Source organism: Paraburkholderia fynbosensis, from assembly GCF_902859935.1.
Lineage (GTDB): Bacteria > Pseudomonadota > Gammaproteobacteria > Burkholderiales > Burkholderiaceae > Paraburkholderia > Paraburkholderia fynbosensis.
Genome location: NZ_CADIKI010000001.1, coordinates 101,676 through 127,047, shown reverse-complemented (window position 1 = coordinate 127,047; position 25,372 = coordinate 101,676). Strand labels below are relative to the sequence as shown.

17 protein-coding genes are annotated in these 25,372 nt (G+C 64.2%); 10 read left to right on the top strand and 7 right to left on the bottom strand.

Going from position 1 to position 25,372, the window contains the following annotated elements; translation table 11 throughout:
- Positions 1-88 precede the first annotated feature (88 nt).
- On the bottom strand, positions 89-820 hold the full coding sequence (locus HV770_RS00545; protein ID WP_175158005.1) for an SGNH/GDSL hydrolase family protein: 732 nt from the start codon (positions 818-820) through the stop codon (positions 89-91).
- Between the two features lie 110 nt (positions 821-930).
- Complete coding sequence (locus HV770_RS00540; RefSeq protein ID WP_175157627.1) at positions 931-2,070, bottom strand: acyltransferase family protein; 1,140 nt, start codon at positions 2,068-2,070, stop codon at positions 931-933.
- Between the two features lie 686 nt (positions 2,071-2,756).
- On the opposite strand from HV770_RS00540, the gene HV770_RS00535 reads away from it, so the two are divergent.
- From HV770_RS00535 to HV770_RS00525, 3 genes are all read left to right on the top strand, one after another.
- Positions 2,757-4,955, top strand: a complete 2,199-nt coding sequence (locus HV770_RS00535) for an NHL repeat-containing protein (RefSeq protein WP_175157626.1) — start codon at positions 2,757-2,759, stop codon at positions 4,953-4,955.
- Positions 4,956-5,038: 83 nt separating this feature from the next.
- Positions 5,039-6,505 carry a flippase gene (locus tag HV770_RS00530; protein ID WP_175157625.1) on the top strand — a complete coding sequence of 489 codons (1,467 nt, stop codon included), beginning with the start codon at positions 5,039-5,041 and terminating at the stop codon, positions 6,503-6,505.
- Complete coding sequence (locus HV770_RS00525) at positions 6,502-8,949, top strand: glycosyltransferase family 4 protein (protein WP_175157624.1); 2,448 nt, start codon at positions 6,502-6,504, stop codon at positions 8,947-8,949. Before HV770_RS00530 ends, HV770_RS00525 begins: the two co-directional genes overlap by 4 nt.
- Before the next feature lie 201 nt (positions 8,950-9,150).
- On the opposite strand, the gene HV770_RS00520 is transcribed toward HV770_RS00525, so the two are convergent.
- Positions 9,151-10,374, bottom strand: coding sequence for an acyltransferase family protein (locus tag HV770_RS00520; protein ID WP_175157623.1), 1,224 nt, complete (start codon positions 10,372-10,374; stop codon positions 9,151-9,153).
- A 245-nt stretch (positions 10,375-10,619) separates the two neighbouring features.
- On the opposite strand from HV770_RS00520, the gene HV770_RS00515 reads away from it, so the two are divergent.
- Positions 10,620-10,763, top strand: a complete 144-nt coding sequence (locus tag HV770_RS00515) for a hypothetical protein (RefSeq protein WP_175157622.1) — start codon at positions 10,620-10,622, stop codon at positions 10,761-10,763.
- A 307-nt stretch (positions 10,764-11,070) separates the two neighbouring features.
- On the top strand, positions 11,071-11,988 hold the full coding sequence (galU, locus tag HV770_RS00510) for a UTP--glucose-1-phosphate uridylyltransferase GalU (RefSeq protein WP_175157621.1): 918 nt from the start codon (positions 11,071-11,073) through the stop codon (positions 11,986-11,988).
- A gap of 181 nt (positions 11,989-12,169) precedes the next feature.
- On the opposite strand, the gene HV770_RS00505 is transcribed toward galU, so the two are convergent.
- The gene (locus HV770_RS00505) at positions 12,170-14,344 is read right to left on the bottom strand and encodes a malate synthase G (protein ID WP_175157620.1); all 2,175 of its coding nucleotides are present in this window, start codon (positions 14,342-14,344) and stop codon (positions 12,170-12,172) included.
- Positions 14,345-14,478: 134 nt separating this feature from the next.
- Positions 14,479-14,883, bottom strand: coding sequence for a heme-binding protein (locus HV770_RS00500; protein ID WP_175157619.1), 405 nt, complete (start codon positions 14,881-14,883; stop codon positions 14,479-14,481).
- Between the two features lie 538 nt (positions 14,884-15,421).
- Between HV770_RS00500 and HV770_RS00495 the strand changes: the two genes are divergently transcribed.
- Positions 15,422-16,303, top strand: a complete 882-nt coding sequence (locus tag HV770_RS00495; RefSeq protein ID WP_175157618.1) for an MOSC domain-containing protein — start codon at positions 15,422-15,424, stop codon at positions 16,301-16,303.
- A 74-nt stretch (positions 16,304-16,377) separates the two neighbouring features.
- Here the strand turns inward: HV770_RS00495 and HV770_RS00490 are convergent, their stop codons facing one another.
- Together HV770_RS00490 and HV770_RS00485 are read right to left on the bottom strand one after the other, a co-directional pair.
- Positions 16,378-16,767, bottom strand: a complete 390-nt coding sequence (locus HV770_RS00490; RefSeq protein WP_175157617.1) for a response regulator — start codon at positions 16,765-16,767, stop codon at positions 16,378-16,380.
- Between the two features lie 123 nt (positions 16,768-16,890).
- The gene (locus HV770_RS00485) at positions 16,891-17,034 is read right to left on the bottom strand and encodes a hypothetical protein (protein WP_175157616.1); all 144 of its coding nucleotides are present in this window, start codon (positions 17,032-17,034) and stop codon (positions 16,891-16,893) included.
- 31 nt (positions 17,035-17,065) lie between these two features.
- On the opposite strand from HV770_RS00485, the gene HV770_RS00480 reads away from it, so the two are divergent.
- The 4 genes from HV770_RS00480 (at position 17,066) to HV770_RS00465 (ending at position 25,208) form a co-directional block, all read left to right on the top strand.
- On the top strand, positions 17,066-17,350 hold the full coding sequence (locus HV770_RS00480) for a GAF domain-containing protein (RefSeq protein ID WP_175157615.1): 285 nt from the start codon (positions 17,066-17,068) through the stop codon (positions 17,348-17,350).
- Between the two features lie 662 nt (positions 17,351-18,012).
- Positions 18,013-20,577 carry a nitrite reductase large subunit NirB gene (gene nirB, locus HV770_RS00475; protein WP_175157614.1) on the top strand — a complete coding sequence of 855 codons (2,565 nt, stop codon included), beginning with the start codon at positions 18,013-18,015 and terminating at the stop codon, positions 20,575-20,577.
- A 45-nt stretch (positions 20,578-20,622) separates the two neighbouring features.
- Complete coding sequence (gene nirD, locus HV770_RS00470; protein WP_175157613.1) at positions 20,623-20,973, top strand: nitrite reductase small subunit NirD; 351 nt, start codon at positions 20,623-20,625, stop codon at positions 20,971-20,973.
- 47 nt (positions 20,974-21,020) lie between these two features.
- The gene (locus tag HV770_RS00465) at positions 21,021-25,208 is read left to right on the top strand and encodes a bifunctional nitrate reductase/sulfite reductase flavoprotein subunit alpha (protein WP_175157612.1); all 4,188 of its coding nucleotides are present in this window, start codon (positions 21,021-21,023) and stop codon (positions 25,206-25,208) included.
- The last annotated feature ends 164 nt before the right edge of the window (positions 25,209-25,372 follow it).

Sequence of the window (25,372 nt, the reverse complement as noted above, 5' to 3'; positions counted from 1 at the left end):
CATCGGCACACTCGGAAGCGCATTTCAGAAGCACGATTCACCTTCGTCATGAAGCGGACCTCGCGAAGCACGCGCTTGAAAAAACGCTTCAGAGCGTGCCATCCAGCAGCCGCCGCACCAACGGGTCGACGACCTGATAATCCTGTTCGGCCTTGAGCCGGTAGAGCCCCGGTTTCGGATGCGCGCCGTCCGACATCAGCGTCTTCCAGTCGGGCAGACTGCTGACGTAAGCGAACTGGTCGACGAGCGGCACCTGCTGTTCGGCGGCCACGCGGCGCGTCATCGCGACCATCACGGCGAGCCGTGCGTTGAGCCGGTTGTCGGGCATCGGGTTCGAGGTCTGCAGAACCGGCTCTTTGCCGAGCGTCCGGGCGGTTTTCACGAGTTCCGTTTCAGCCGCGTAAAACTGCTCGGGCGTCTGGTTCTGCATCACTTCGTTGATGCCGTAGTTGATCAACACGATCTGCGCGGGCGAGGCCGCGAGGCGTTCGCGCCATGGCAAACCCGCGCTCGGGCCGGCGCGGCGGTTGCCGGTGCCGTCGCGCAGTTGCGTGGCCATCGCGCCGCCTACGCCGAAATTCGTGACGCGCACGCGATCGCCGTGATGCGCGCTCAGGTCTTCCTGCAGATAGGACACGGCGTTTTGCGGCTGTGGGCCGCAGCGGCCGTCGTTGCAGGTGATGCCGAGCGTGGTCGAGTCGCCGTAGGCGTCGATCTGGACTTGCTGCTGCGTTTGCGTTTGCGTTTGAGTTTGCGGCAGCGGCTTTTGCGCCGCATTGCTACGGGCTGCGCAGGTCTCGGGCGCGAATGCGAGCGCCATCGCGAGCGAGCCGGTCAACGCGGCGGCCCATGCGCGCACAGGCAAGCCAACGCGTGCACTCGACAGCGGAGCCGCGACCCTCAGGCCCGCGGCAAGTTCTCCACGGCGTCTCATGCGCGGCTTTGCGGCGCAGTGCCCGCTCGCGCGACACTGCCGCCGGACGCTGCATGCGTCTGCGCCTGAGCCGGCGCATGGCCAGGTACATGAGCTGACACATGCGCCTGATTCTTGCCGCGCGCACCGAAAATCAACCGCTTCTCGAATGCGAACCACGTGATGCTCGCGTAGGCGAGCGTAATCGCGAGCGCACAGCCAGCGCTCAGATAACGGTTCAGATGTAGCGGCCACAGCACGTACAGCACGCTCAGGTGAATCAGGTAAATCGTGTAGCTGATGGTGCCGATATAGACCAGCACGGGATTGCACAACAGCCGTTTGACGATGCCCTTGCTTTGCAGGGCGATGACCACGACGGAAGTACAAAGCACCAACGAAACGCTGTAGAGCCCGGCATTGGACAGCGGCGTATTGGCCGCGCGAAACCGCGGAAAGTGCAGATGCAGCCACGCCAGCACGGCGAGCGCGGCGAAGAAACCGAGCACCGCGAGCCACTTGAACGGCTCGAGCGCCTGGCGGTCGCGCCGCACCGCCACCGCGAGCAGCGCACCGGCCGCGAGCAGGTCCATGCGGAACGGCGTCAGGTAATAGATGGGCCAGAACGAGTCGAACCATGGCGTGGCCACGGCGCGCAGCACCGGCACCAGCACGATCAGGGCGGCCGCCACGTAGCCGAGCAGACGCTCGGGCACGAGCAGGATCACGAACGGCCAGACGATGTAGAACTGCTCTTCGACCGCGAGCGACCACAGCACGTTGAGGCTGTCGTGACCGCTCTGATTGAGCGCGTCGCCGATATTGGTCGCGAAAAACGCATACCAGTACCAGTGCTGCGCCCACGCGAGGCCGAACAGCAGCGACGACACAACCATCAGCAGCAGATACGGCGGCAGGATGCGCCGCGCGCGGCGTGCGTAGAAGTAGCGGAAATAGGATTGCCCGCGGTCCTTGCGATCGAGCAGGATGCCGCTGATCAGAAAGCCGCTCAGGACAAAAAACAGATCGACGCCCATCCACAGCGGCGCTTTCAATGCGTGCTGCGCGAACACCGCGAGCACGGCGATGGCGCGCAAACCGTCGAGCTGCACGATGCGGGAATGGGAGGGCGCGAGGGGCAATGCGCTGGCAGTCATGAACCGTCCATGGTGTGAAGCGGATGGGCCGGACGAAGCGTCACGCGAGATTCCACACGGGGCAGGCGCGCTCGCATCGGTCGCAACGGAAGTGCAATCGATTCTAGGGAAAAGAAAATCGCGAAAAAACGGGAATGAATTGGATAAATGAATCAGATTGCAACAGGGTGTTTCGTTATTCATTTCCGCGACATTTATATGCTTGTCTTGTGAGCCGTGCAGCGAACGGGAAATATGTAATAAATGCAGCGAGCTCGCCCTGGCATCGGTAAAGATGGGGGAAATCGTCCCGCGCGATGCGGTCCGTTCACGCCTCCCGTTTTAATCGATTTTTAAATCGCTTTCTTTCACGATGCTTAAAGCGTCGAATATTTTTGAATTATTTTCGATTTTCGTCGCGGTGTTTTTTCCGCGTAATGTGGCCAAGGCGGTGACCATGCGGGCAGGCGTGCGCACTGGCCTGTCCAGGACGGTGCGTGGGCCGTCGCACGGGTGGCCGGTCCGGCCATGGTCTGAATGTCGCCTGAATGAATGCCGCATCAGCGCGCTGCTTCGCAGCCGTCCTTCCTGCACGAATCGCTCGCACGTTCCTGTGTGGTTTTCGGCGGCCCGGCCCGTCGCATCACTGACTTTTGTATCGTCGCGCGGACTCGTGCCCGAGCGCGGCGTTGACTGGAGGACCTACCTTGCCCCGTTTCACGTTCAAAAGCTGGTTCGCCGTATTGGCATGCGCCGCCGCACTGGCCGCAGGATCGGTCACCGTCGCAGCGCGCGCGGAGACCGCGTTGAACGCGAAAACGTCATGGATCGGCAACAGCTTCGGCTTCGGCGACGGCACATGGGCGCAGATCGACATCACCGCGATCGCGGTCGCGCCCGACGGCAAGGTGTACACGAACGCGCCATGGGACGAGAGCGGCGCCGAAGCAAGCGTCTATCAGAACGGCAAGATGCTCGGCTTCGCGGGTGGCACGCATGGCTGGGGCAATGGCGGCGGCAACGCGGTCGCGGTCAATCGCAAGTACGCGTTCGTGGCGATTGCGGTCGGCAACGAAAAGGGTCATCTGGTCGAGCAGGGTGTATGGCCCGAAAAGGGCAAGCAATGGTTCGGCATTTCGCGCCGGCAGATCGCCGATCCGAAACGCGCCGCAGCGTTCCAGCCCGCCGCGAAAACCGCCGACCCGCACGCGCAACTCGCGGCCGGTTTCCTGATGATGAACGAAGTGCCGACCGGCACGAGCGCCGAAATCGGCGGTCTCGCGGCGAACGACACCACGCTCTACGCGGCGAATACCGCGCGCGATCGCATCGAGGTGTACGACGCCGAATCGATGCAGAAGAAGGCCGCGTGGGACGTGCACGAACCCGGCCGCCTCGCGCTCGCGCCCGACGGCACGCTGTGGGTGCTGAGCGGCACGCGCGGCGAACGCGCGCGCATCGAGCATTACACGGCCACCGGTCAGCACATCGAAGAAAACTTCACGCTGCCCGCCGACACGGTCGCGGTCGATCTCGCCGTCGACGCGCAAGGCCGCATCCTGATCGCCGACAACGGTCCGCGCCAACAGGTGCTGTTCTTCACGAAGAGCAACGGTCGCTATGCGGAGTCGGGCGCGCTCGGCGAGAAAGGCGGAATTTTCAGCGGCGTGGCCGGCAAGCCGGGCCCGCGCCGTTTCAATGGACTCACTGGCGTCGGCGTGGATGCGCGCGGCAACGTCTACGTATCGACCAACGGCATCGGTCCGCGCTACGCGCCGATCGGCGCGGGCCTCGGCGCGACGCTCGAAAGCTATGCGCCCGACGGCAAGCAGAACTGGCAGGTGCAGGGGCTGTTGTTCGTCGATGGTGCGTGGATCGATCCGTCGCGGCCGGACAGCGTCTACACCGGCAACAAGCGCTTCGAACTCGATCTGTCGAAGCCCGCCGGGCAGGACTGGAAATACGTAGGGTTCCTGTCTAACCGTTTCAGGTATCCCGAGGATCCGGTCTTTCACACGGATCAATACCCGGGCCTGCCGATCGCCCGCAAGCTCAAGGGCCGCACCTTCCTCTATCTGACGGACATGTATGCGGATCACCTGAAGATCTATCGCTTCGATCCGCAACATGACGGCGAAACCGCGATTCCTTCGGGCTTCATCGCGGGCCGCGAGCGCGCGGTCGCGAAGGTGCCGAATGCGCCGCCGGGCGGCGACTGGATCTGGCGCGACACGAACGGCGACGGCCGCTTCGATGGCGACGAATTCACGCTCAACACGACGGGCACGAAGCTCGCGGGCGGCTGGGGCTGGTGGGTCGACAGCAATGGCGACATCTGGCGCACGCGCGACACCAAGGGCATCTACCGCTTCCGCTTCGGCGGGCTGGATGCGAAGGGCAATCCGCTCTATTCATATTCGAATCTCACGCAATACCCGGTGCCGCAGCCGTTCACCGAACTGCGCCGCGCGATCTACGACCCCGCCACCGACACGATGTACGTGACCGGCTACACGCCCGCCACGCCAGTCGATCGCGGCTTCTGGAAAGAGGTGGGGCGCGTGCTGGTGCGCTACGACAAATGGTCGAGCGGCAATCCGGTGCAGCGCTACGCGATCACGCTGCCCTGGCAGACGCAGAGCAAACCCATCGCGACGATTATCGGCCTGACAGTCGAGGGGCAATACATCTTCGGCGTCGAGCCGGTCGGCGCGGTGCATGTGTGGGACAAGGACAGTGGCCGCGAACTCGGCGTGATCCGGCCGGGCGCGGAAGTGGGGCGCGCGTCGGGCTGGGTGGACGTGCCCAACGGCATCAGCGCGGCAAAGCGCGCCAACGGCGAATACCTGATATTCGTCGAGGAAGACGCGCGCGGCAAGGTGCTGATGTACCGCTGGAAACCGTGACCACAAACACAACGACAAACGCAGCCACAAACGCACCCACGAACGCACCGACAAACGCAAACGCAGTCAACCCAGGGCATCCGATGGACAAAGGCATTCTCAGGAACGTAACGATCAATTTCGTCGGGCTGGTGCTGCCGACCTTCGTCTCGCTCGTCACCGTGCCGTCGTATATCAAGCTGCTCGGCGTCGAGCGCTACGGCGTGATCAGTCTCGTGTGGACGTTGATCGGCTACTTCGGGATTCTCGATCTCGGCATGAGCATGGCCGCGCAGAACCACATCTCGAAGGCGCGCGCATCCGGCGACAAGGACGAAAGCGTGCGGGTGTTCTGGAGCGCGACGTGGCTCAATCTCGCGACCGGGGTGGTCGGCGGATTGATCATCTACTTCGGCGCGTTTCTCTACACCGCGTATTTCACCAAGGTGTCACCCGAGCTGCAGCATGAGGTTTATATGGCGCTGCCGTGGCTCGCGGTGGCGATTCCGATTGCCAACGTGTCATGGGTATTCGCCGGTGCAATCAACGGCGCGGAACGCTTTGGCGTCTACAACACCAACCAGACCATCGGCACGTTCCTGTTCCAGCTGCTGCCGCTCGGCGCCGCATGGTGGCTCGGCGCGACGTTGCAGAACGTGCTCGCCGCGGCGGTGTTCGCGCGGATCCTCGCGGCGCTTCTGCTGGGCCGCTCCGCGCTAAAGGTGCTCGACATCCGCAGTGTTCTGCCGCCGCAATTCGGCGTGGCCAAGGGACTGTTCAATTTCGGCGGCTGGATGCTGATTGCCAGCGTCACCACGATGATCGCCGACTCGCTCGATCGCGTGATGCTCGGCACCCGTCTCGGCGCGCGTTTCGTGACGTATTACACGGTGCCGCAGAATCTCGTGACGCGGCTGAACATCGTGCCGACCGCGCTGGTGCGTACGCTGTTTCCGCGTTTGTCCGCAGTCGGCCGCGCCGATGCCGACACCATCACGCAGCAGTCGCTCGAATTTCTCAATGGCGTGTTCACGCCGGTCGCACTGGTCGCGATGCTGGTGCTCGAACCGTTCCTGCATCTATGGGTCGGCAATGAGATCGCCACCGTCGCCGCGCCGGTGGGCCGCATCATGATCGTCGCCGTGTGGCTGGTCGGGCAGGCGAATGTCACGCGGATCCTGATCCAGTCGCAGGTCAGTCCGGCGACGGCCGCACGCGTCGGTCTCGTCGAATTGCCCCTGTTTGCAGGGGCTTTGTGGCTCGGCATCACGCATTTCGGGCTAACCGGCGCGGCGGTGGCCGTAGCCGGCCGCGCTCTGTTCGACTATGCGGTGCTGCTGCATTTCTCGGCGATCCGCGCGCGCCAGATCGCGCTCGACATGCTGGCCCACCTCGCTTTCCTGCTCGCGAGCCTGTGGCTCGCGAGCTTCCTGCCGGGTCTCGCGCTGGCGCTCGCCGCCGGCGCATTGATGGTCGGCGCGAATCTCGCCTGGTCGATCACGATGACCCCCGCCTTGCGCAATCTTGCGCGTTCACTGCTGTTGCGACTGAATCCGAGGAAAAGCGCATGAACCAGGACATCCTTGAAGAAGCCGTGCTGCGGCCCGCAAAGCGCAGCGCGCTCGCCGAACTCACCGGCGTGCCCGGCGTGCAGGCCACGGCGCGCCGCGCCGCGATCCGCGCCGATAAAACGGTGCGCATCGCGATCGTGCATGACTGGCTCGTCACCTATGCGGGCGCGGAGAAAGTGCTCGAGCAGATCGTCGCGTGCTTTCCGGACGCGGACCTGTTCAGTCTCGTCGACTTTCTCGACGACCGCAGCTTTCTGCGCGGCAAGTCGGTCACGACGTCGTTCATCCAGAAGCTGCCGCTCGCACGCAGCAAGTACCGCTCGTATCTGCCGCTGATGCCGCTCGCGATCGAGCAGCTGGACGTGTCGGCGTACGACGTGGTGATCTCCAGCAGCCATGCGGTCGCCAAGGGCATTCTGACCGGCCCCGACCAGGTGCATATCAGCTACGTGCATTCGCCGATCCGCTACGCGTGGGATCTGCAGCATCAATACCTGCAGCAGTCGAAACTGACTAACGGTCCGAAGTCGGCGCTCGCGCGGCTGATCCTGCATTACATCCGCAACTGGGATATCCGCACATCGAACTCGGTGGACGGCTTCGTCGCGAACTCGCAGTTCATCGCGCGGCGCATCAAAAAGGTCTATCAGCGCGAGGCGCAGGTGATCTTTCCGCCGGTCGACGTCGAAGCCTTTTCGTTGTGCACCGACAAGGAAGACTTCTACCTGACCGCATCGCGGATGGTGCCGTACAAGAAGATCGACCTGATCGTCGAGGCGTTCGCGCGCATGCCCGAGCGCAAGCTGGTCGTGATCGGCGACGGTCCCGACATGGAGAAGATCCGCGCGAAGGCGGGGCCGAACGTCGAGATCATGGGCTACCAGCCGTTCAAGGTGCTCAAGGACCGGATGAGCCGCGCGAAGGCCTTCGTGTTCGCCGCCGAGGAAGACTTCGGCATTTCGGTGGTCGAAGCGCAGGCGTGCGGCACACCGGTGATTGCCTACGGCAAGGGCGGCGCGCTCGAAACCGTGCGCGATCTGTCGGAGCCGCGGCCCACCGGCATGTTCTTCGATGAGCAGGATGCCGAATCGATCATCGCCGCGGTCGAGCGTTTCGATACGCACATCAAGCGTTTTTCGCCGATGGATTGCCGCGCCAACGCCGAACAGTTTTCCGCCGCGCATTTCCGCGAACGTTTTTTTGCGCATGTGCGCGCGGCGGTACCGGCCTTGCGCAGCGCGCAACAGCCGGCCTACTTCCCCTACAAGGCGGACGCCGCCGCGAGCGCGCCGCGCATCCTCGCCGTCGATCAAAGCGGCGTGCTCGGCGGCGCCGAGCTCTCGCTGCTGGAAATCGTCAAGGCGCTGCGCTCGCGCATCGAGGTCGTGCTGTTCGACGACGGCCCGTTCCGCACGGCGCTCGACCAGGCGGGCGTGACAGTCGAGGTGCTCGATGCCGGTGCGCTGCGGCATGTGAAGAAGCAGGGCGGTTCGTTGCCGAAAGGTGCGGCGCTCAAGGGCCTGCTGTCGCTCGTGCGCGCCACCGCGAAACGCGCGCGCAAGGCGGACGTGATCTACGCGAACACGCAGCGGGCGATGGTGATCGGCGCGATCGCCGGCAAGCTCGCGAAACGGCCGGTGGTCTGGCACCTGCGCGACATCGTGAGTCCCGAGCATTTCGGCGGCAAGCAACTCGCCATCATCAAATGGTGCGCGCGGTTCGGTCTGACGCACGTGATCGCCAACTCGGCGGCGTCGGCGCAGGCGTTCGCGAAGCTCACGCAGTTCGACGACAAACGTATCGACGTCGTCTTCAACGGCATTTCCGCCGAACCGTTCGACGCGTTGCGCACGGTGCCGCAAGCGGCGCTGCGCGAGCGGCTGAACCTGCCGCGCGACGCGTTCCTCGTGGGCTCGTTCAGCCGCCTCGCGCGCTGGAAAGGGCAGCACGTGCTGCTCGAAGCGATGGTGCTCAATCCGCAGATGCACGCGGTGCTGGTCGGCGCGCCGCTCTTCGGCGAGGACCAGTACGAGAGCGAATTGCATGCGTTCGTCGCCGCGCACGATCTGCGCGAGCGGGTGCATTTTCTCGGCTTCCAGCACGACATTCCGGCCTGCATGTGCGCGGTCGACGCGGTCGTCCATACGTCGATCACGCCCGAGCCGTTCGGCCGCGTGATCGTCGAGGGCATGCTCGCGCAGCGGCCGGTGGTGGCAGCCCGCGCGGGCGGTGTGCTGGAGATCATCGACGACTACGAGAACGGCGTGATGTGCACGCCCGGCGATGCGCACGGTCTCGCCGATACGCTTGCGGAATTGCGCTCGAACGACGACCTGCGCAACACGCTGGTCAGAAACGGCTACCAGACGGCGCTGAGCCGCTTCGGCACCGCCACCTATGTCGACGGTGTCGCGCGGATTCTGAAGCGCGTGGCGGGGCGTTAAATGGGTCACGGCGGCCTGGGAGGATCGATCCCTCGGGCCGCCGCTGTCGATGCGAGTTCAGGCAGGTTCGATGCGCTGCGGCGCGCACAGATTTGACGCGGGGGTAGGCAGGGACTCGGCCGGTTCCTGTCGTTGGCGTAGCGGAGCGAAAGTCAGCAGCTTTCGCTCCGTTTTTTCTATCGCTGTTTTGCGTGCCGTAACTTATTGCTGCGGCTTCACGGCCGCCGGTTTGAAGCTGGCAGACCACTTCATGGCGGGCAGTTCGACCAGCCGGTAGAACACGTAGGCGGCCGGCACCGCCACGAGCATATAGCCGAACGACGGCCAGATCGACATCTGCAACGCCGAGCGGAATAGCAGCGACGACAGCAGCACGAAAATCGGCAGATGGATCAGGTACAGCGAAAAGCTGAAATCGCCGAAGCGGGACAGCAGCCGCGTGCCGAAGCTTGCGCGTGGCGGCCCGTTGCGGCGGTCCAGCGCCTTGTATAGATAGAACGCGAAGCCGAGCGCCCACAACTGGAACGCACCGTACTGGCCGAAATGGAACGCCACGCAGCCAAGCGCGATAAAGCCTGCAGCCAGGGCATAGAGCCATGCCGACGAGCGGGCTTGCGGTGCGCTGCGAACCTTGGCGTCGGCGATCCACGCGCCGAGCGTCCACGAGAACCAGTACGACGTGAAGAACTGGAGGTCATGGCGTTCGAGCACATAGGCCGAGACCACATTGACCACCGCGACGAGCGCCAGCACCGACGTCATGCCGATGCGCCGGCGCAGTGCGAACAGCAGCGGATAGATCGCGTAGAACTGCACCTCGAGCGACAGCGTCCACAGTGCGCCATTCGATCCGTAGGTCTTGCCGGCCACGCCTTGCAGCGAGAACAGGTTGACGAGAAACGCCTGCAGGCCGATCTCGCGGATCTTGTGGCTGACAGGCGGCAGTTGCAGGCTGAACCAGTCGAGCGCGAAGGTCAGCACCAGCGCCGCGAGCAGCACCGGATAGATGCGCGCGAAACGGCGTACCCAGAAATTGGCCGCGTCGAGCCGGTAAGCGGGATTGGCTGCAAGGCGCAGGGCGCCGCCGCGATGAATGCAATAGCCGCTGATCACGAAGAAAATCGGCACACCCGCCGAGCCCCACGCGATCGGGAACGTCAGATAGGCGGCGATCGTGCTCAAGCTGAACGAATGGCCGACGCTCTGATGAAACGCCTGCATGCCGACCCATGCGACCTGGCGGCAATGAAAATACGCGACCAGCAACGCGGCGAAGCCGCGCATCGCGTCGATCACGTGTTCCTTGCCGGCGCTGTCGGCGCGCGCGTCGGCCGACGCACGCGAGGCGGCGCTGGCCGCACGAGCAGGGCCAGAGGGGGACAGCGGCAGGGATGAGCCGGCGGCATCCAGTGCTGAGTCGCTCATGCGCGATCCTTATTCTGAATCTGAATGGGAAAAAGCGGAGTGCCGGGCGCCGTATGCGCCCGCAATGGATCACATGCTAGAGCACCGCGGCCGCAAAAAATCGATAAAAAAATTTCTGCCGTATTGAATTGAATCCCTATTTTGTGACGAATTGTAATCGAGCATAAGCAGATGCCGCGGCGAATTATTTACCGCTTTTGTCGTGCTAATTTAAAGCACGGATTTTCCTGACCAGAGGTGAAGTCATGAACCTGCATTTACTCGCCGGCATTGCCGTGCTGCTGATCCTCGTTGCCGCGTCTGCTTACCGCGAGGCCTTGCGCAACGAGCCGATCCGCCGTTACCGCATGAATCCGGGCAAGCTGCCGCCCGTCGACGAAAACGAATGAGGTGGAACGAGAATCGATGAAACGCGTGTGACAATGCCGCGCTTCACTGCCATGCCGCGGGCGGCCGGCCGGCGCTTCGATACGTAAAATTTTCGGAATCGCCGGAAATAATTCAATTGATATATGTAATTATTTCCTGTCGCTTATCGCGATTCGGCATATTGAGCGCGAATCGATTTATTTTTGTTGATTCGATAAAAAATCGCACGTGAAACACGTGGATTTTTTTGCTAGTCTTTCCGGCGACATCGATTCGCCGCCAGGTCCGCGATCACACTAACTTCTAACCGATATGGGAATGCCTACCATGCTGAAAGTCACCAAAGCCGTGTTTCCCGTAGCGGGCCTCGGGACACGATTCCTGCCGGCTACCAAAGCAAGTCCTAAGGAAATGCTGCCGATCGTGGACAAGCCGCTGATCCAGTACGCGGTCGAGGAAGCGATTGCCGCCGGCATCACCGAGATGATCTTCGTGACGGGCCGCAGCAAGCGCGCGATCGAAGATCACTTCGACAAGTCCTATGAGATCGAATCCGAACTCGAAGCACGCAACAAGCAGAAGCTGCTCGACCTCGTGCGCAGCATCAAGCCGGCCAACGTCGACTGCTTCTACGTGCGCCAGGCCGAAGCGCTCGGCTTGGGTCACGCGGTGCTGTGCGCCGAAAAACTGGTGGGCGACAGCCCGTTCGCCGTGATTCTGGCCGACGACCTGCTGCACAGCTCGAAGCCGGTGATGAGCCAGCTTGTCGACACCTTCAATCACTATCACAGCTCGGTGATCGGCGTCGAAACCATTGCACGTGAAGACAGCCGTTCGTATGGCGTGGTCGACGGCCGTGAATGGGAAGACAACGTGATCAAGCTGTCGGGCATCGTCGAAAAGCCGGCGCCGGATGTCGCGCCGTCGAATCTCGGCGTGGTGGGCCGCTACGTGCTGATGCCGACCATCTTCAAGCATATCCGCGCGTTGAAGCCGGGTGCGGGCGGCGAACTGCAACTGACCGACGCGGTGCAGTCGCTGCTGACCGAAGAGCAGGTACTCGCGTATCGCTATTTCGGCACGCGTTTCGATTGCGGCAGCAAGTTAGGCTATCTGAAGGCGACGGTGGAATTCGCGCTGCGCCACCCGGAAGTGAAGGCAGATTTCGAAGCGTATCTGCAGGCGTATATGCAGAACAACCAGCCGGCGGGCATGCCGGCGCAGTACACGGCGGAAGCGGCCTGAGTCGTTCAGCGGTTGGGTTGATGCGCTGCTGAACCGTGCGGGTTACATGCCATCGCGCTGAGCGCAAGCGCCGCATGAAAGCTCTGCGCCAATAAAAAAACGGGCGCCGCATCGCGGCGCCCGTTGTCGTTTCAGCCGCTTCGCCCGTCACTGAAAGCGAAGCGGGCAGGCCACGACAGCCTTACCCCTGCTGCTTCACTTCCAGCCGGAACTTGTGCAGCAACGGTTCCGTATAACCGCTCGGCTGCTGGCGTCCTTCGAATACCAGCGCCTGGGCGGCCTTGAACGCGATCGTGTCGAAGCCCGGCGCCATCGGCTGGTAATGCGGGTCGCCGGCGTTCTGTTGGTCGACCACCTTCGCCATGCGCCGGAACGTCTCTTCGACCAGCTCGCGCTTCACCACGCCGTGATGCAGCCAGTTGGCGATGTGCTGGCTCGAAATCCGCAGCGTCGCGCGGTCTTCCATGAGGCCGACGTCGTGAATGTCCGGCACTTTCGAGCAGCCCACGCCCTGGTCGATCCAGCGCACCACGTAGCCGAGAATGCCTTGCGCGTTGTTGTCGATCTCGCTGCGAATCTCGTCGTCGCTCCACTTCGCGGATTCGACCACCGGAATCGTCAGCAGGCCGTCGAGCAGTTCGTCGCGCACCATCGCGTAGTCGGTGCGCTCCAGCTGCTGCTGAACCGCCTGCACGTCGATCTGGTGATAGTGCAGCGCATGCAGCGTCGCGGCGGTCGGCGAGGGCACCCAGGCGGTGTTCGCACCGGCCTTCGGATGCGCGATCTTCTGTTCGAGCATCGCGTGCATCAGGTCGGGCATCGCCCACATGCCCTTGCCGATCTGCGAGCGGCCGCGCAGGCCCGCGCTCAACCCGGCCAGCACGTTACTGCGCTCATATGCGGCGATCCACGCGCTCGACTTCATATCGCCCTTGCGCATCATCGGGCCGGCTTCCATGGCCGAGTGCATCTCGTCGCCGGTGCGATCGAGAAAGCCCGTGTTGATGAACGCAACCCGCTCCGACGCTTCGGCGATACAGGCGAGCAGGTTCACGCTGGTGCGGCGCTCCTCGTCCATGATGCCCATCTTGATCGTGTTGCGCGGCAATTGCAGCAGGTCTTCGACGCGCGCGAACAGCTCGCTCGCGAACGCGACTTCGGCCGGGCCGTGCATCTTCGGCTTGACGATGTAGATCGAGCCGGTGCGCGAATTCAGTTTGTGCTTGCGGTCGTGCAGCGCGCACAGCGTCGTGATCACCGCGTCGAGAATGCCTTCCGGAATTTCGTGGCCATCCTTCGTCAGCACGGCCGGATTGGTCATCAAATGGCCGACGTTGCGGATGAACAGCAGCGAGCGGCCATGCAGCACGACGGGCGCGGTGCCATTCGCGGCGACGTACACGCGATCTTCGTTCAGACGCCGCGTGAAGGTCTTGCCGTTCTTCGTGACCTCTTCGGTCAGATCGCCGGTCATCAGGCCGAGCCAGTTGCGATAGAGCTGCACCTTGTCGTGCGCATCCACGGCCGCGACCGAGTCTTCGCAATCGATGATCGTGCTCACCGCCGCTTCGACCACGACGTCCTTCACATGCGCCGCATCGGTCTTGCCGATCGAATCGTTCGCGTCGATCTGGATGTCGAAGTGCAGGCCGTTGTGCTTGAGCAGCACGGAGGACGGCGCGCTTTCATCGCCCTGATAGCCGATGAACTGCGCGGGCTTCGCGAGCTCGCTCGTGCCGCTCTTCAACGTGACGACCAGCTTGCCGTTTTCGACGTGATAGCGCGTCACGTCGGCATGCGAGCCGTTCGCGAGCGGGGCGGCCTGATCGAGAAACTTGCGCGCATACGCGATCACCGCGGCGCCGCGCACCGGATTGAAGGCCTGCTGCTTTTGCGCGCCATTGGTCTCGGGGATCGCATCGGTGCCGTACAGCGCGTCGTACAGGCTGCCCCAGCGCGCGTTCGCCGCGTTCAGCGCATAGCGCTGATTCGACAGCGGCACGACGAGTTGCGGGCCGGCCTGTTCGGCGATTTCAGTGTCCACCTGGTCGGTCGTGGCCTGGACGCGCGAAGGTGCCGGCACGATATAGCCGATGCCCTCGAGGAACGCGCGATACGCGCGCAGATCGCGCACCGGACCCGGATTCGCGCGATGCCAGCTATCTAGTTCGGTTTGCAGGCGGTCGCGCTCGGCGAGCAGCGCCCGATTTTTGGGCGCCAGCTCGTGCACGAGGGCGTCGAAACCCGACCAGAATGCGGCGCTGTCGATTCCGGTGCCGGGCAGGGCTTCGGTTTCGACGAACTGGTCGAGGTTGGCGGCGACCTGCAGTCCGCCGCGCGGGTTCATCTGAGTCATCGACTGCTCCATCTGTCTGAATGGGACCGATGAGGGGGCATCGGTCCGCGTGATTGCCAGTTATTGCCAGAGTGATGCCACGGGGTACTTCAATTCGATCGAGGCGGGCGCGCCGTTGCCGACGCTCTCACGCTTCAGGCCGCGAGGGCCGCGATACCCGCCTTGGCGATCTGCACGTCCTGATCCGACTTGACGCCGGACACGCCGACCGCGCCGACCACCTGGCCATCGACGATCACCGGCACGCCGCCTTCCAGCGTGCCTTGCAGCGGCGCGCTCAGGAACGCGGTGCGGCCATTGTTGATCATGTCTTCGTAGACCTTGGTCTCACGACGGCCGATCGCCGCGGTGCGCGCTTTTTCCGTCGCGATGTACGAGCTGGCCGGCGCACCGCCGTCGAGCCGCAGCATTCCGAGCGGATGACCGCCGTCGTCGACCACCACGATCGCGACGGCCCATTTGTTCTTCTCGGCTTCCGTACGCGCGGCTTCGAGGATGCGGGTCGTTTCGGCAACGGTCAACACGGGTTTGCTCAGCATAATGAATTTCCTGTCTCGGTGATGGTAAGGATGCTTCTACAAGTTCTATCCGGTGATGCAGGGCGGGTGCGTCGCATCGTCGTGGATGCTTCGGGCCGTCGATGTCGGCCGTGCTCCGTGATTGATCGAATGCGCGGCCGCCGGGCTGCCGGGCGAGCGCCATGCTTGGGGGATTCTACGTCCAAGCGGGGCTGGACGAAACGGCAGCGGCACGCGGCCGGTTTCCAACGGCGCATCGAGCGTGGCGGGGGCGCGATCGATGCGCCGAAATCAAACGGCATCGACCCTCGCGCAGCAGGGTGTCAAAACGCGTCGCCGTAACCGGCCTTCGTCCGCCTGTGACAGCATTTTGTCGGCATCGCCGGGACGGCCACGCCCATCAATCCGCCAACGCGTGCGCGAAGCCAGGGCGCATCGAACTGCGAACACAGCGCCTCGCCCACGTCACACACCGACTGGAAGCCCGCGAGCAAGGGGCTTTACAATCGAGCCTTGCACAGACCCCGTGCGCGCTACACATACGACACGCCCCCACACCATGCCTACAATCAGCGAACTGTTTGTCTATCCGGTCAAATCCTGCGCGGGAATTGCGCTGCGCGAAGCGCGCCTCTTCGCGACTGGCCTCGAATACGATCGAGGCTGGATGGTCGCCGATCCGGAAGGCGCGATGTTCACGCAGCGCGCGTATCCGCGTATGGCGCTCATCACGACTGAACTCGATGCAGAGGAACTGGTGCTGCGCGCGCCCGGCATGAGCGAGCTGCGCACGCCGCTGGATGCCGCGCGGCTCGACGCGTCGCGCAAAGTAGAGACGAAGGTCTGGCGCGACGCCGCCTACGGCATCGACACCGGCGCAGCGAGCGCGGCCTGGTTCTCCGAGTTTCTCGGCATGCCGGCGCGGCTCCTGCGCTTCGATCCCGAGCGCGAACGCACGGTCGACCCCGACTACACGGACAGCACCGGCGGCGCCACGACGCTGTTTGCCGACGGTTTTCCGCTGCTGGTGATCGGCCAGGCTTCGCTCGACGACCTGAACACGCGCCTCACCCGCAAGGGCGCGCCGGCGGTGCCGATTGACCGCTTCCGTCCGAATCTCGTGCTGACGGGGCTCGACGCATACGAAGAGGACTATGTGGAAACGCTGAGCATCGTGAGCGCGACCGATGCCGAGCCGCCCGTGCAATTGCAACTGGTCAAGCCGTGCGCACGCTGCCCGATGCCGACCATCGACCAGGCGAAGGGCGCACCCGACCCCGATTGGCCAAACGAACCGAGCGATACGATGAGCGTCTACCGGGCCCAGCCGCAGCGAGACGGTGCGATCACGTTCGGCAACAACGCGCTGGTCGCGAGCGGAGCCGGCGCGTGGCTGCGGGTGGGGCAAACGGTCGAGGCGGAGCTGGCCTTCGGTGATTGATTCGCGCGCTTTCCGACCAGGCTGCGGCGGCGACGGCAGTACCCACGGCGTCCCCGCAGAGCACGTCGGCCGGGTCAATCACTGGTTCGTCTGAAACGCTTCGTCAACGCCGCGAGTATCACGTGCATCGGCACCGGTTTGACGAAGTGATGATTGAAACCCGAGCGCAGCGACTCGTTCTTTTCCTCCGTCTGTTCGAGACCGCTGACGGCGACCAACGTCGGCGCGGGCGTATCGGCCACGTAGCGGATACGCCGCGCCACCGCGCGGCCGTCGAGCCGGGGCATCTCGACGTCGAGCAGCGCGGCCTGCGGATGCCACGCGCAATACTCGGCGAGCGCGTCGAGGCCGTTGCGCGCGGTGCGAATGTCGAAGCCATGCGCACTGAAATAAAGCGCGTAGGCGGCGAGCAGATCCGCGTCGTCGTCGGCGATCAGCAGTCGGGCGCTATGGCGAAGGGGCATCCGGCTTCTCCTGGTTGGTCTTAGCTAGTGAGCAATTTGAAGTCCCGCCAGAATCCGGCGTCGCCATTTCTGTTTTCAGGCCGCGTACGCAAGGGGTTCCGGCAGCGCCGGTCTATGAATGATTTACCGTTCGGAAACGGCCTCGACGCCGGCCTCGCGCACGACATCGAGGCGGTCCAACGCATCGATGCCGTGCCGTCCATCTTGCGCCTGATCTGCAAGCACACCGGTATGGGCTTTGCGGCCGTGGGCCGGGTCATGGAACACACGTGGACTGCCTGCGCGGTTCGGGGACGAAGTGACCTTCGGACTCCCCGCCGGCGGCCCGCTCGATCTGCACACCACGCTGTGCATCGAATCGCGCGCGTCGATCGTGGTCGACGATTTCGACAACGATCCTGTCTATTGCGCCCATCGCACCGCGCGAATCTACAAGCCCGGCAGCTATATTTCCGTACCGATCATTCTTCCCGATGGCGGCGACTTCGGTAATCTCTGCGCGATCGATCCGGCGCCAACCGAACCCTCGAACCCGCGCATGTCCGGCAAGTTCGAAGTGTTCGCCGAATTGATCGCGAATTAGGTCGCCGCCGAAGGCCGCCAACAGGCGGGCGAAGCGGAACTGTCGCGAGCGGGAAACCGCGGGGCCTGCGCAAGCAGTTCATCGCCATGCTCGAACATGACCTGTGCAATCCGCTCCCGGCGATCAGCGCGACCGCTGAACGGCTGTCACTGCGCGGGAACGAGCCCGATATCGTGAGCATCGGGCGGCGTTTGCAAACCACCGCCCGCCCATTGCACGACGGCAGCGGGAGGTGCTCCTCCGATCCCGCACCCGTTTCGCCCGCCGTGCTGAAAAAGCACCGCGCGCACCGTGCGCGTGCCCGGCTCCCGCACGCGCAAGGTGCTGCGTCGCACCATCCATGTGCCTCTGCGCATCAAAACGCGCCGTGCGCCGTGCCCGCCGCCGCTCCCTTCGATACGCCGCGGAGCCCCGCGCGACGGCCTTTCCCGACGTATTGCTCGCGATTGGCACGGGCTTTGCATTAAGCGTCGTCATCGGATCAACGACGATCCGGCGCGAGTGCAATACAAAGCGTTCGCCTGCAGGACAGATCAGGACAACGGCGTCCCCCGGATTCAGTCATCGACTGGATTCGCGGGACGCCGTTTTTATTTTCGCAATTGCTTCGCCCGATGCAGACGGCGACGCCCGACGCTCAGCACATTGAGGACACCGCGCTCATGAAAATCATCGTTATCGGTCACGGGATGGTCGGCCACAAACTGGTCGAGAGCCTCGCGCAAGATGCCGCGCACGGTCTCGACATCACGGTGCTGTGCGAGGAATCGCGGCCGGCCTACGATCGCGTGCATCTGTCCGAATTCTTCGCGGGCAAGAGTGCGGACGACCTGTCGCTCGTCGCACCGGGGTTCTTCGAGCGCCAGAACGTGATGCTCAAGCTGAACGCAAAGGCCGTGGCGGTCGATCGCGATGCGCGCACCGTCACCGTGTCGACCGGCGAGACGCTGCCGTACGACAAGCTCGTGTTCGCCACGGGCTCCTATCCGTTCGTGCCGCCGGTGCCTGGCCGCGAGCGTGCCGATTGCTTCGTGTACCGAACTATCGACGACCTCGAAGCGATGCAGGAATGCGGCGCGCGCTCGAAAATCGGCACGGTGGTCGGCGGCGGCCTGCTGGGTCTCGAATGCGCGAAGGCGCTGCGCGACATGGGCCTGCAAACGCACGTGGTCGAATTCGCCCCGCGCCTGATGGCCGTACAGGTGGACGAGGGCGGTGGCCGCGTGTTGCGCACCAGAATCGAAGCACTCGGCGTGACGGTCCACACGCAGAAGAACACCTCGGTGATCATGGACGGCGAAACGGGCACGCACCGCATGCAGTTCGCGGACGGCAGCCATCTCGACACCGACATGATCGTGTTCTCCGCAGGCATCCGTGCGCGCGACGACCTCGCACGCGAATGCGGTCTGACGCTCGGCGCGCGCGGCGGCATCGTGATCGACAACGCGTGCCGCACCAGCGACCCGCACATCTATGCGATCGGCGAATGCGCGCTCTGGAACGGCCAGTTGTTCGGCCTCGTCGCGCCGGGCTACGACATGGCGCGCACGGTCGCGAAGCAATTGCTCGCGGCTTGTGCCGAATCCGCAGCCGAACCCGCCGCCGAATTCGCCGGCGCCGACATGAGCACCAAGCTCAAGCTGATGGGCGTCGACGTGGCGAGCATCGGCGACGCGCATGGCAATACGCCGGGCAGCCGCTCTTACCAGTTCAGCGACGAACGCAAGCAGATCTACAAGAAGCTCGTGGTGTCCGAATGCGGCAAGTATCTGCTGGGCGCAGTGATGGTCGGCGACGCGAGCGAATACGGCACGTTGCTGCAGATGATGTTGAACCGCATCGAACTGCCGCAAGCGCCTGAATTCCTGATCCTGCCGCAAGCGGACGGCAACGCGAAGCCCGCGCTCGGCGTCGAGGCCTTGCCCGCCGCCGCGCAAATCTGCTCGTGCAACAACGTCTTGAAGGGCGAGCTGTGCGCGGCCGTTGGCGCGGGCGCTACCGACATCGGCGCGCTCAAATGCGCGACCGGCGCGGGCACCTCGTGCGGCGGCTGCGTGCCGCTCGTCACGCAGGTGATGAAGGCCGAGATGAAGAAGCAGGGGCTCGCGGTCAACAACCACGTCTGCGAGCACTTTTCATATTCGCGCCAGGAGCTGTATCACATCGTGCGCGTCGAGGGCGTGCGCAGCTTCGGCGAACTGCTCGCGAAGCACGGTCATGGCCTCGGCTGCGATATTTGCAAGCCGGTGGTGGCGAGCATTCTCGCGTCGTGCTGGAACGATTTCGTGCTGAAGAAAGAACACGCGTCGCTGCAGGACACCAACGACTACTACCTCGCCAACATTCAACGCGACGGCACGTACTCGGTCGTGCCGCGCATGGCGGGCGGTGAAGTGACGCCCGACGGTCTGATCGCGGTCGGCCAGATCGCGAAGAAATACGGCCTCTACACGAAGATCACCGGCGGTCAGCGAGTCGATCTGTTCGGCGCGCGCGTCGAGCAACTGCCGCTCATCTGGGAAGAACTGATCGCGGCGGGCTTCGAATCGGGCCACGCGTACGGCAAGTCACTGCGAACGGTGAAGTCGTGCGTCGGTTCGACGTGGTGCCGCTATGGCGTCGGCGATTCGGTGGGCCTCGCGGTCGAGCTCGAAAACCGCTACAAGGGCCTGCGCACGCCGCACAAGATCAAGTTCGGCGTATCGGGCTGCACGCGCGAATGCGCGGAAGCGCAGGGCAAGGACGTCGGCGTCATCGCCACCGAGAAGGGCTGGAACCTCTACGTGTGCGGCAACGGCGGCATGAAACCGCGTCATGCCGAGCTGCTCGCGTCGGACCTCGACAAGGACACCCTGATCCGCTACATCGACCGCTTCCTGATGTTCTACGTGCGCACCGCCGACCGTTTGCAACGCACCAGCGTGTGGCGCGACAACCTCGAAGGCGGCCTCGCCTATCTGATCGACGTGGTGATCAACGATCGCCTGGAAGTGGCCGCCGAACTCGAAGCGGAGATGCGCCACGTGATCGACACCTACGAGTGCGAATGGAAGAAGGCCGTCACCGATCCCGCCACGCGCAAGCGCTTCCGTCATTTCGTCAACAGCGGCGAGCCCGACAGCAACGTGCGCTTCGTCGAGGAGCGCGGGCAGATCCGCCCGGCGACGCCCGTCGAGCGGCAAACGGCGCTGGCGGCGATTCCCGTGGTCGTCGAGACCGTCTGACTGATTGCAGCACCACTCATTGCTCACCTAGCGAGGACTTCCGCCATGAACAACGATCGCGTACCACGCCCCTGGACCGCCATCTGCCCGCTCGACGACATCGTGCCCAACACGGGCGTCTGCGCGCTGGTCAACGGCGAACAGGTGGCGGTTTTCCACGTGGACGACGGCGCCGCCAACACGGTGTACGCGATCGGGAACTTCGATCCGGGCTCGCAGGCGGCGGTGCTCTCGCGCGGACTGATCGGCAGCCTCGGCGAGCGCGTCGTGGTCGCCTCGCCGATCTACAAGCATCACTTCGATCTGCGCACGGGCGAATGCCTGGAGACCCCGTCGTATTCCGTCGGTGCATTCGCTACCCGCGTGCAAGACGGTCACGTGTGGGTCGCTGTTTAAGCCGTTGAATTTCCCGGAAACACCATCTTTGAACGATGTCGCCCGCCATGTCCTCCACTAGCGTAAAAACCGTTTGCCCCTACTGCGGCGTTGGCTGCGGGATGGTGCTGCACGTCGAGGGCGGCCAGGTCGTGAAGATCTCCGGCGACAAGGAGCATCCGTCGAACTTCGGACGGCTGTGCACGAAGGGGCAGTCCGCGCATGTCGCATTGCGCAAGTCCGGCCGTCTGGAAAGCGCGTTCGTTCGTCATGCTCGCGATGAAGACCCAGTGCCGCTGCCGATGGCTCAGGCGATCAGCACCACCGCTGCGCGTTTGCGGGGCCTGCTCGACGAACACGGACCCGACGCGTTGTCGTTCTACGTGTCCGGTCAGATGTCGATCGAGGCGCAGTACCTCGTCAACAAGCTCGCGAAGGGCTTCGTCGGCACCAATAACATCGAATCGAATTCGCGCCTGTGCATGGCGAGCGCAGGCAGCGGCTACAAGCTTTCGCTGGGCGCGGACGGCCCGCCGGGCTCGTACGAGGACATCGACCACGCAGACCTGTTCTTCGTGATCGGCGCGAATATGGCCGACTGTCATCCGATTCTGTTCCTGCGCATGATGGACCGCGTGAAGGCCGGCGCGAAACTGATCGTGGTCGACCCGCGCCGCAACGCGAGCGCGGAGAAGGCCGATCTGTTCATGCAGATCAAGCCCGGCACCGACCTCGCCCTGCTCAACGGCCTGTTGCATCTGCTGCACGAAAACGGCCAGACGGATGCCGCTTTCATCGCCGAGGCCACCGAAGGCTGGGACGCGCTGCCCGCGTTTCTCGCGGACTACACGCCCGAGCGGGTTGCCGGCATCACGGGCCTCGCCGCCGACGACATCCGCCGCGCTGCCGAGATGATCGGCACCGCGAAGGAGTGGATCAGCTGCTGGACCATGGGCCTGAATCAAAGCACGCACGGCACGTGGCACACCAACGCGATCTGCAACCTGCATCTGGCGACCGGCAAGATCTGCCGGCGCGGCAGCGGGCCGTTTTCGCTGACGGGCCAGCCGAACGCGATGGGCGGCCGCGAAATGGGCTACATGGGGCCGGGTTTGCCGGGTCAGCGTTCGGTGCTGGTCGACGCGGACCGCGCGTTCATCGAAGACCTGTGGGGCATTGCACCCGGCACGCTGAAGACCGAAGTCGGCAACGGCACGATCGACATGTTTTCGCGCATGGCCGCGGGCGACATCAAGGCATGCTGGATCATCTGCACGAACCCGGTGGCGAGCGTCGCGAACCGTCAGAACGCCATCGCTGGTTTGCGCGCGGCGGAACTCGTGATCGCGCAGGACGCGTTCCTCGACACCGAGACCAACCGCTACGCCGACGTGCTGTTGCCCGGCGCGCTGTGGGCCGAAGCCGAAGGCGTGATGATCAACTCCGAGCGCAACCTCACGCTGATGCAAAAGGGCATCGAGCCGCCCGGCGCCGCGTTGCCCGACTGGCAGATCATCGCGCGCGTCGCGTGTGAAATGGGCTTTGCCGACGCGTTCAGCTACGCGAGCGCCGACGAGGTGTTCGCCGAGATCACGCGTGCGTCGAATCAGAAAACCGGCTACGACCTGCGCGGTGCGAGCCATCGCCGTCTGAAGGAAACGCCGCTGCAATGGCCGCTCGCGTCCGCCGGTTCGGCCGATCGCAATCCGGTCCGCTACCTCAACGACGGCGTGAGCCAGACGCTGAAGGTGCTGCCCGATGGCAGCCGTCCGCGGCTCGTGTTTCCGACCGCGAGCGGCAAAGCGATGTTTTTCGCCCGCGCCTATGCGGCCCCGGCCGAATTGCCCGACCGCGAATTCCCGATCGTGCTGAATACGGGCCGCCTGCAGCATCAGTGGCACACGATGACCAAGACCGGCAAGGTCGCGATGCTCAACAAGCTGAACCCGGCCCCGTTCGTCGAGATTCATCCCGAAGACGCCGCCACGCTCGGCATCAAGGCAAAGGACCCTGTCGAGATCCGCTCACGCCGTGGCCGCGCGGTGCTGCCCGCGGTCGTCACCGAACGCGTGAGCGCGGGCAACTGCTTCGCGCCGATGCACTGGAACGACGTATTCGGCGACGACCTGTGCATCAACGCGGTGACGAGCGACGCGATCGATCCGGTTTCCCAGCAGCCCGAACTGAAGTTCTGCGCGGTCGCGCTGAGTCCGGTGACGCTCGATGCCGCCGAGCCGGCCGCGCAAGACCATGACGAAGTACCCGCCGATGAGGTTGCCGTTGCCGCCAGCATCAAGGATCAGGACATGCCCCGTATCGATGCACTCACCAGCCTCCTGCAATTGCCGCCGACGTCCGCGCCGTCGCTGAGCGACGCCGAGCGCGCCTATCTGGCCGGCTTCGTGAGCGGCCTGCGTGCGGCCGAAGCGCAGGGGATCGACAGCGTGCCGGTTCTGCCGCGCAGCGCGCCGTTCGAGACGGCCAACCGCCTTCACGTGGACGGAATGCTGGCCGGTCTCTACAGCCGCAGCGCAGCGGCGCCCGCAGCCTCGGCCCCACCCACATTCGCACTCACGTCCGCGCAAACGGATACCGCCTCGCCGCACGCATCCGGCGTGCGGATCGTGCGCGTGCGTCCCAAGGTGACCTTGCTGTGGGCCTCGCAAACCGGCAACACCGAATCGCTGACCGAGCGCTATGCGACCCGTCTGATGGAGTCGCGCTTCGAAATCCGCACCGCGTGCATGGCGGACTATCCGGTCTCGGCGCTTGCCAAAGCGCAGTATGTGTTGCTGATGACGAGTACGTTCGGCGACGGCGATCCGCCCGATAACGCGCAAAGCTTCTGGACGCAATTGAGCGCCGACGACGCGCCGCGTCTGGACGGCATGCGCTTCGCGGTGCTCGCGCTCGGCGACCGCAACTACGATCAGTTCTGCGGACACGGCCGCCGTCTCGACGAACGTCTCGCCGCGCAAGGCGCGCTTCGTCTGATGGACCGCGTGGATTGCGACGGCGAGTATCAGCAAAGCGCAGATGAGTGGCTCGAACGCATCATCGTGCGCATCAACGAAGAAGACGCTGCGCTGCATGCGGTGCCGCCGGGCGGCATGATCAACGCGGTGGTGCCCGGCGCGGTGCCGACCAAAGCGCGTCCGGCCGCGTCGCGGCTCGTCAGCAATTTGCGCCTGAACCGCCAGGGCGCGGCCAAAGACACGCGTTACTTCTCGCTGAATACGGGCGATTCGGGCCTCGAGTACGAAGCGGGCGATGTACTCGGCGTGTGGCCGAGCAACTGCCCCGAACTCGTCGATGAATTGCTCACGCTGAGCGGCCTGAGTGCGGATGCGCCGGTGAACGTGGCGGGCGCGGGCGACATGCGGCTTGCCGATGCGCTCGGCAAGCACTACGAAATCGCGCGGCCGGGAGCGGATGCGCTCGCGTTCATCGCCGCGCGCAGCAGCAACGGCGCGCTGCGCGATCTGCTCGCGCCCGAACGCAAGGCGGAACTGAAACAATGGTTGTGGGGGCAGCAGCTTGCCGATGTGCTGCACGAATTTCCGGTGAGCCTGTCGGCTACCGAATTGACAGGCATGCTCAAGCGTTTGCAACCGCGTCTGTACTCGATCGCGTCGAGCCCGAAAGCGCATCCGGGCGAAGTGCATCTGACTGTCTCGGCGGTGCGTTACAACAACGCGCGGCGTCATCGCAAGGGCGTGTCGTCGACCTTTCTCGCGGACCGCGCGAGCGAGACCGACGTGCCCGTATTCGTGCAGAAATCGGCGCATTTTCGCCCCCCTCACAGCGCTGACACGCCGATGATCATGGTCGGGCCGGGCACAGGCATCGCACCGTTTCGCGGCTTTCTGCACGAGCGCCGCGCACGCGGCGACAAGGGCCGCAACTGGCTGTTCTTCGGCGAGCAGCACGCGGCCACCGATTTCTACTATCGCGACGAACTCGAAGCGATGCGCGACAGCGGCGTGCTGACCCGGCTCGACCTCGCGTTCTCGCGCGACCAGGCCGACAAGGTCTATGTGCAGGACCGCATGCGCGAGCAAGGTGCGGAACTGTGGGCCTGGCTCGAAGACGGTGCGCATTTCTACGTGTGCGGCGACGCGAACCGGATGGCACGCGATGTCGATGCGGCGCTCAAGGACGTGGTCGCCACGCACGGCGGCATGAGCGCCGGGAAGGCGACTGAATACGTGAGCCGTCTCGCGCGCGAAAAGCGCTATGCACGCGACGTGTATTGAGCCTACGCACGCGCTTCGATGCGGGTTCGAACACGCACGCAAGGTTTCAAGCAAGAGTACGCAGGAAAGTTTCAGAAGACGGAGCCCGATGGCATGGACGTTGCATGTTCAGATCGGTTCTTAATCGTGTGACTGGCTGGTGCATGGCGCGCGACGCCATTGCC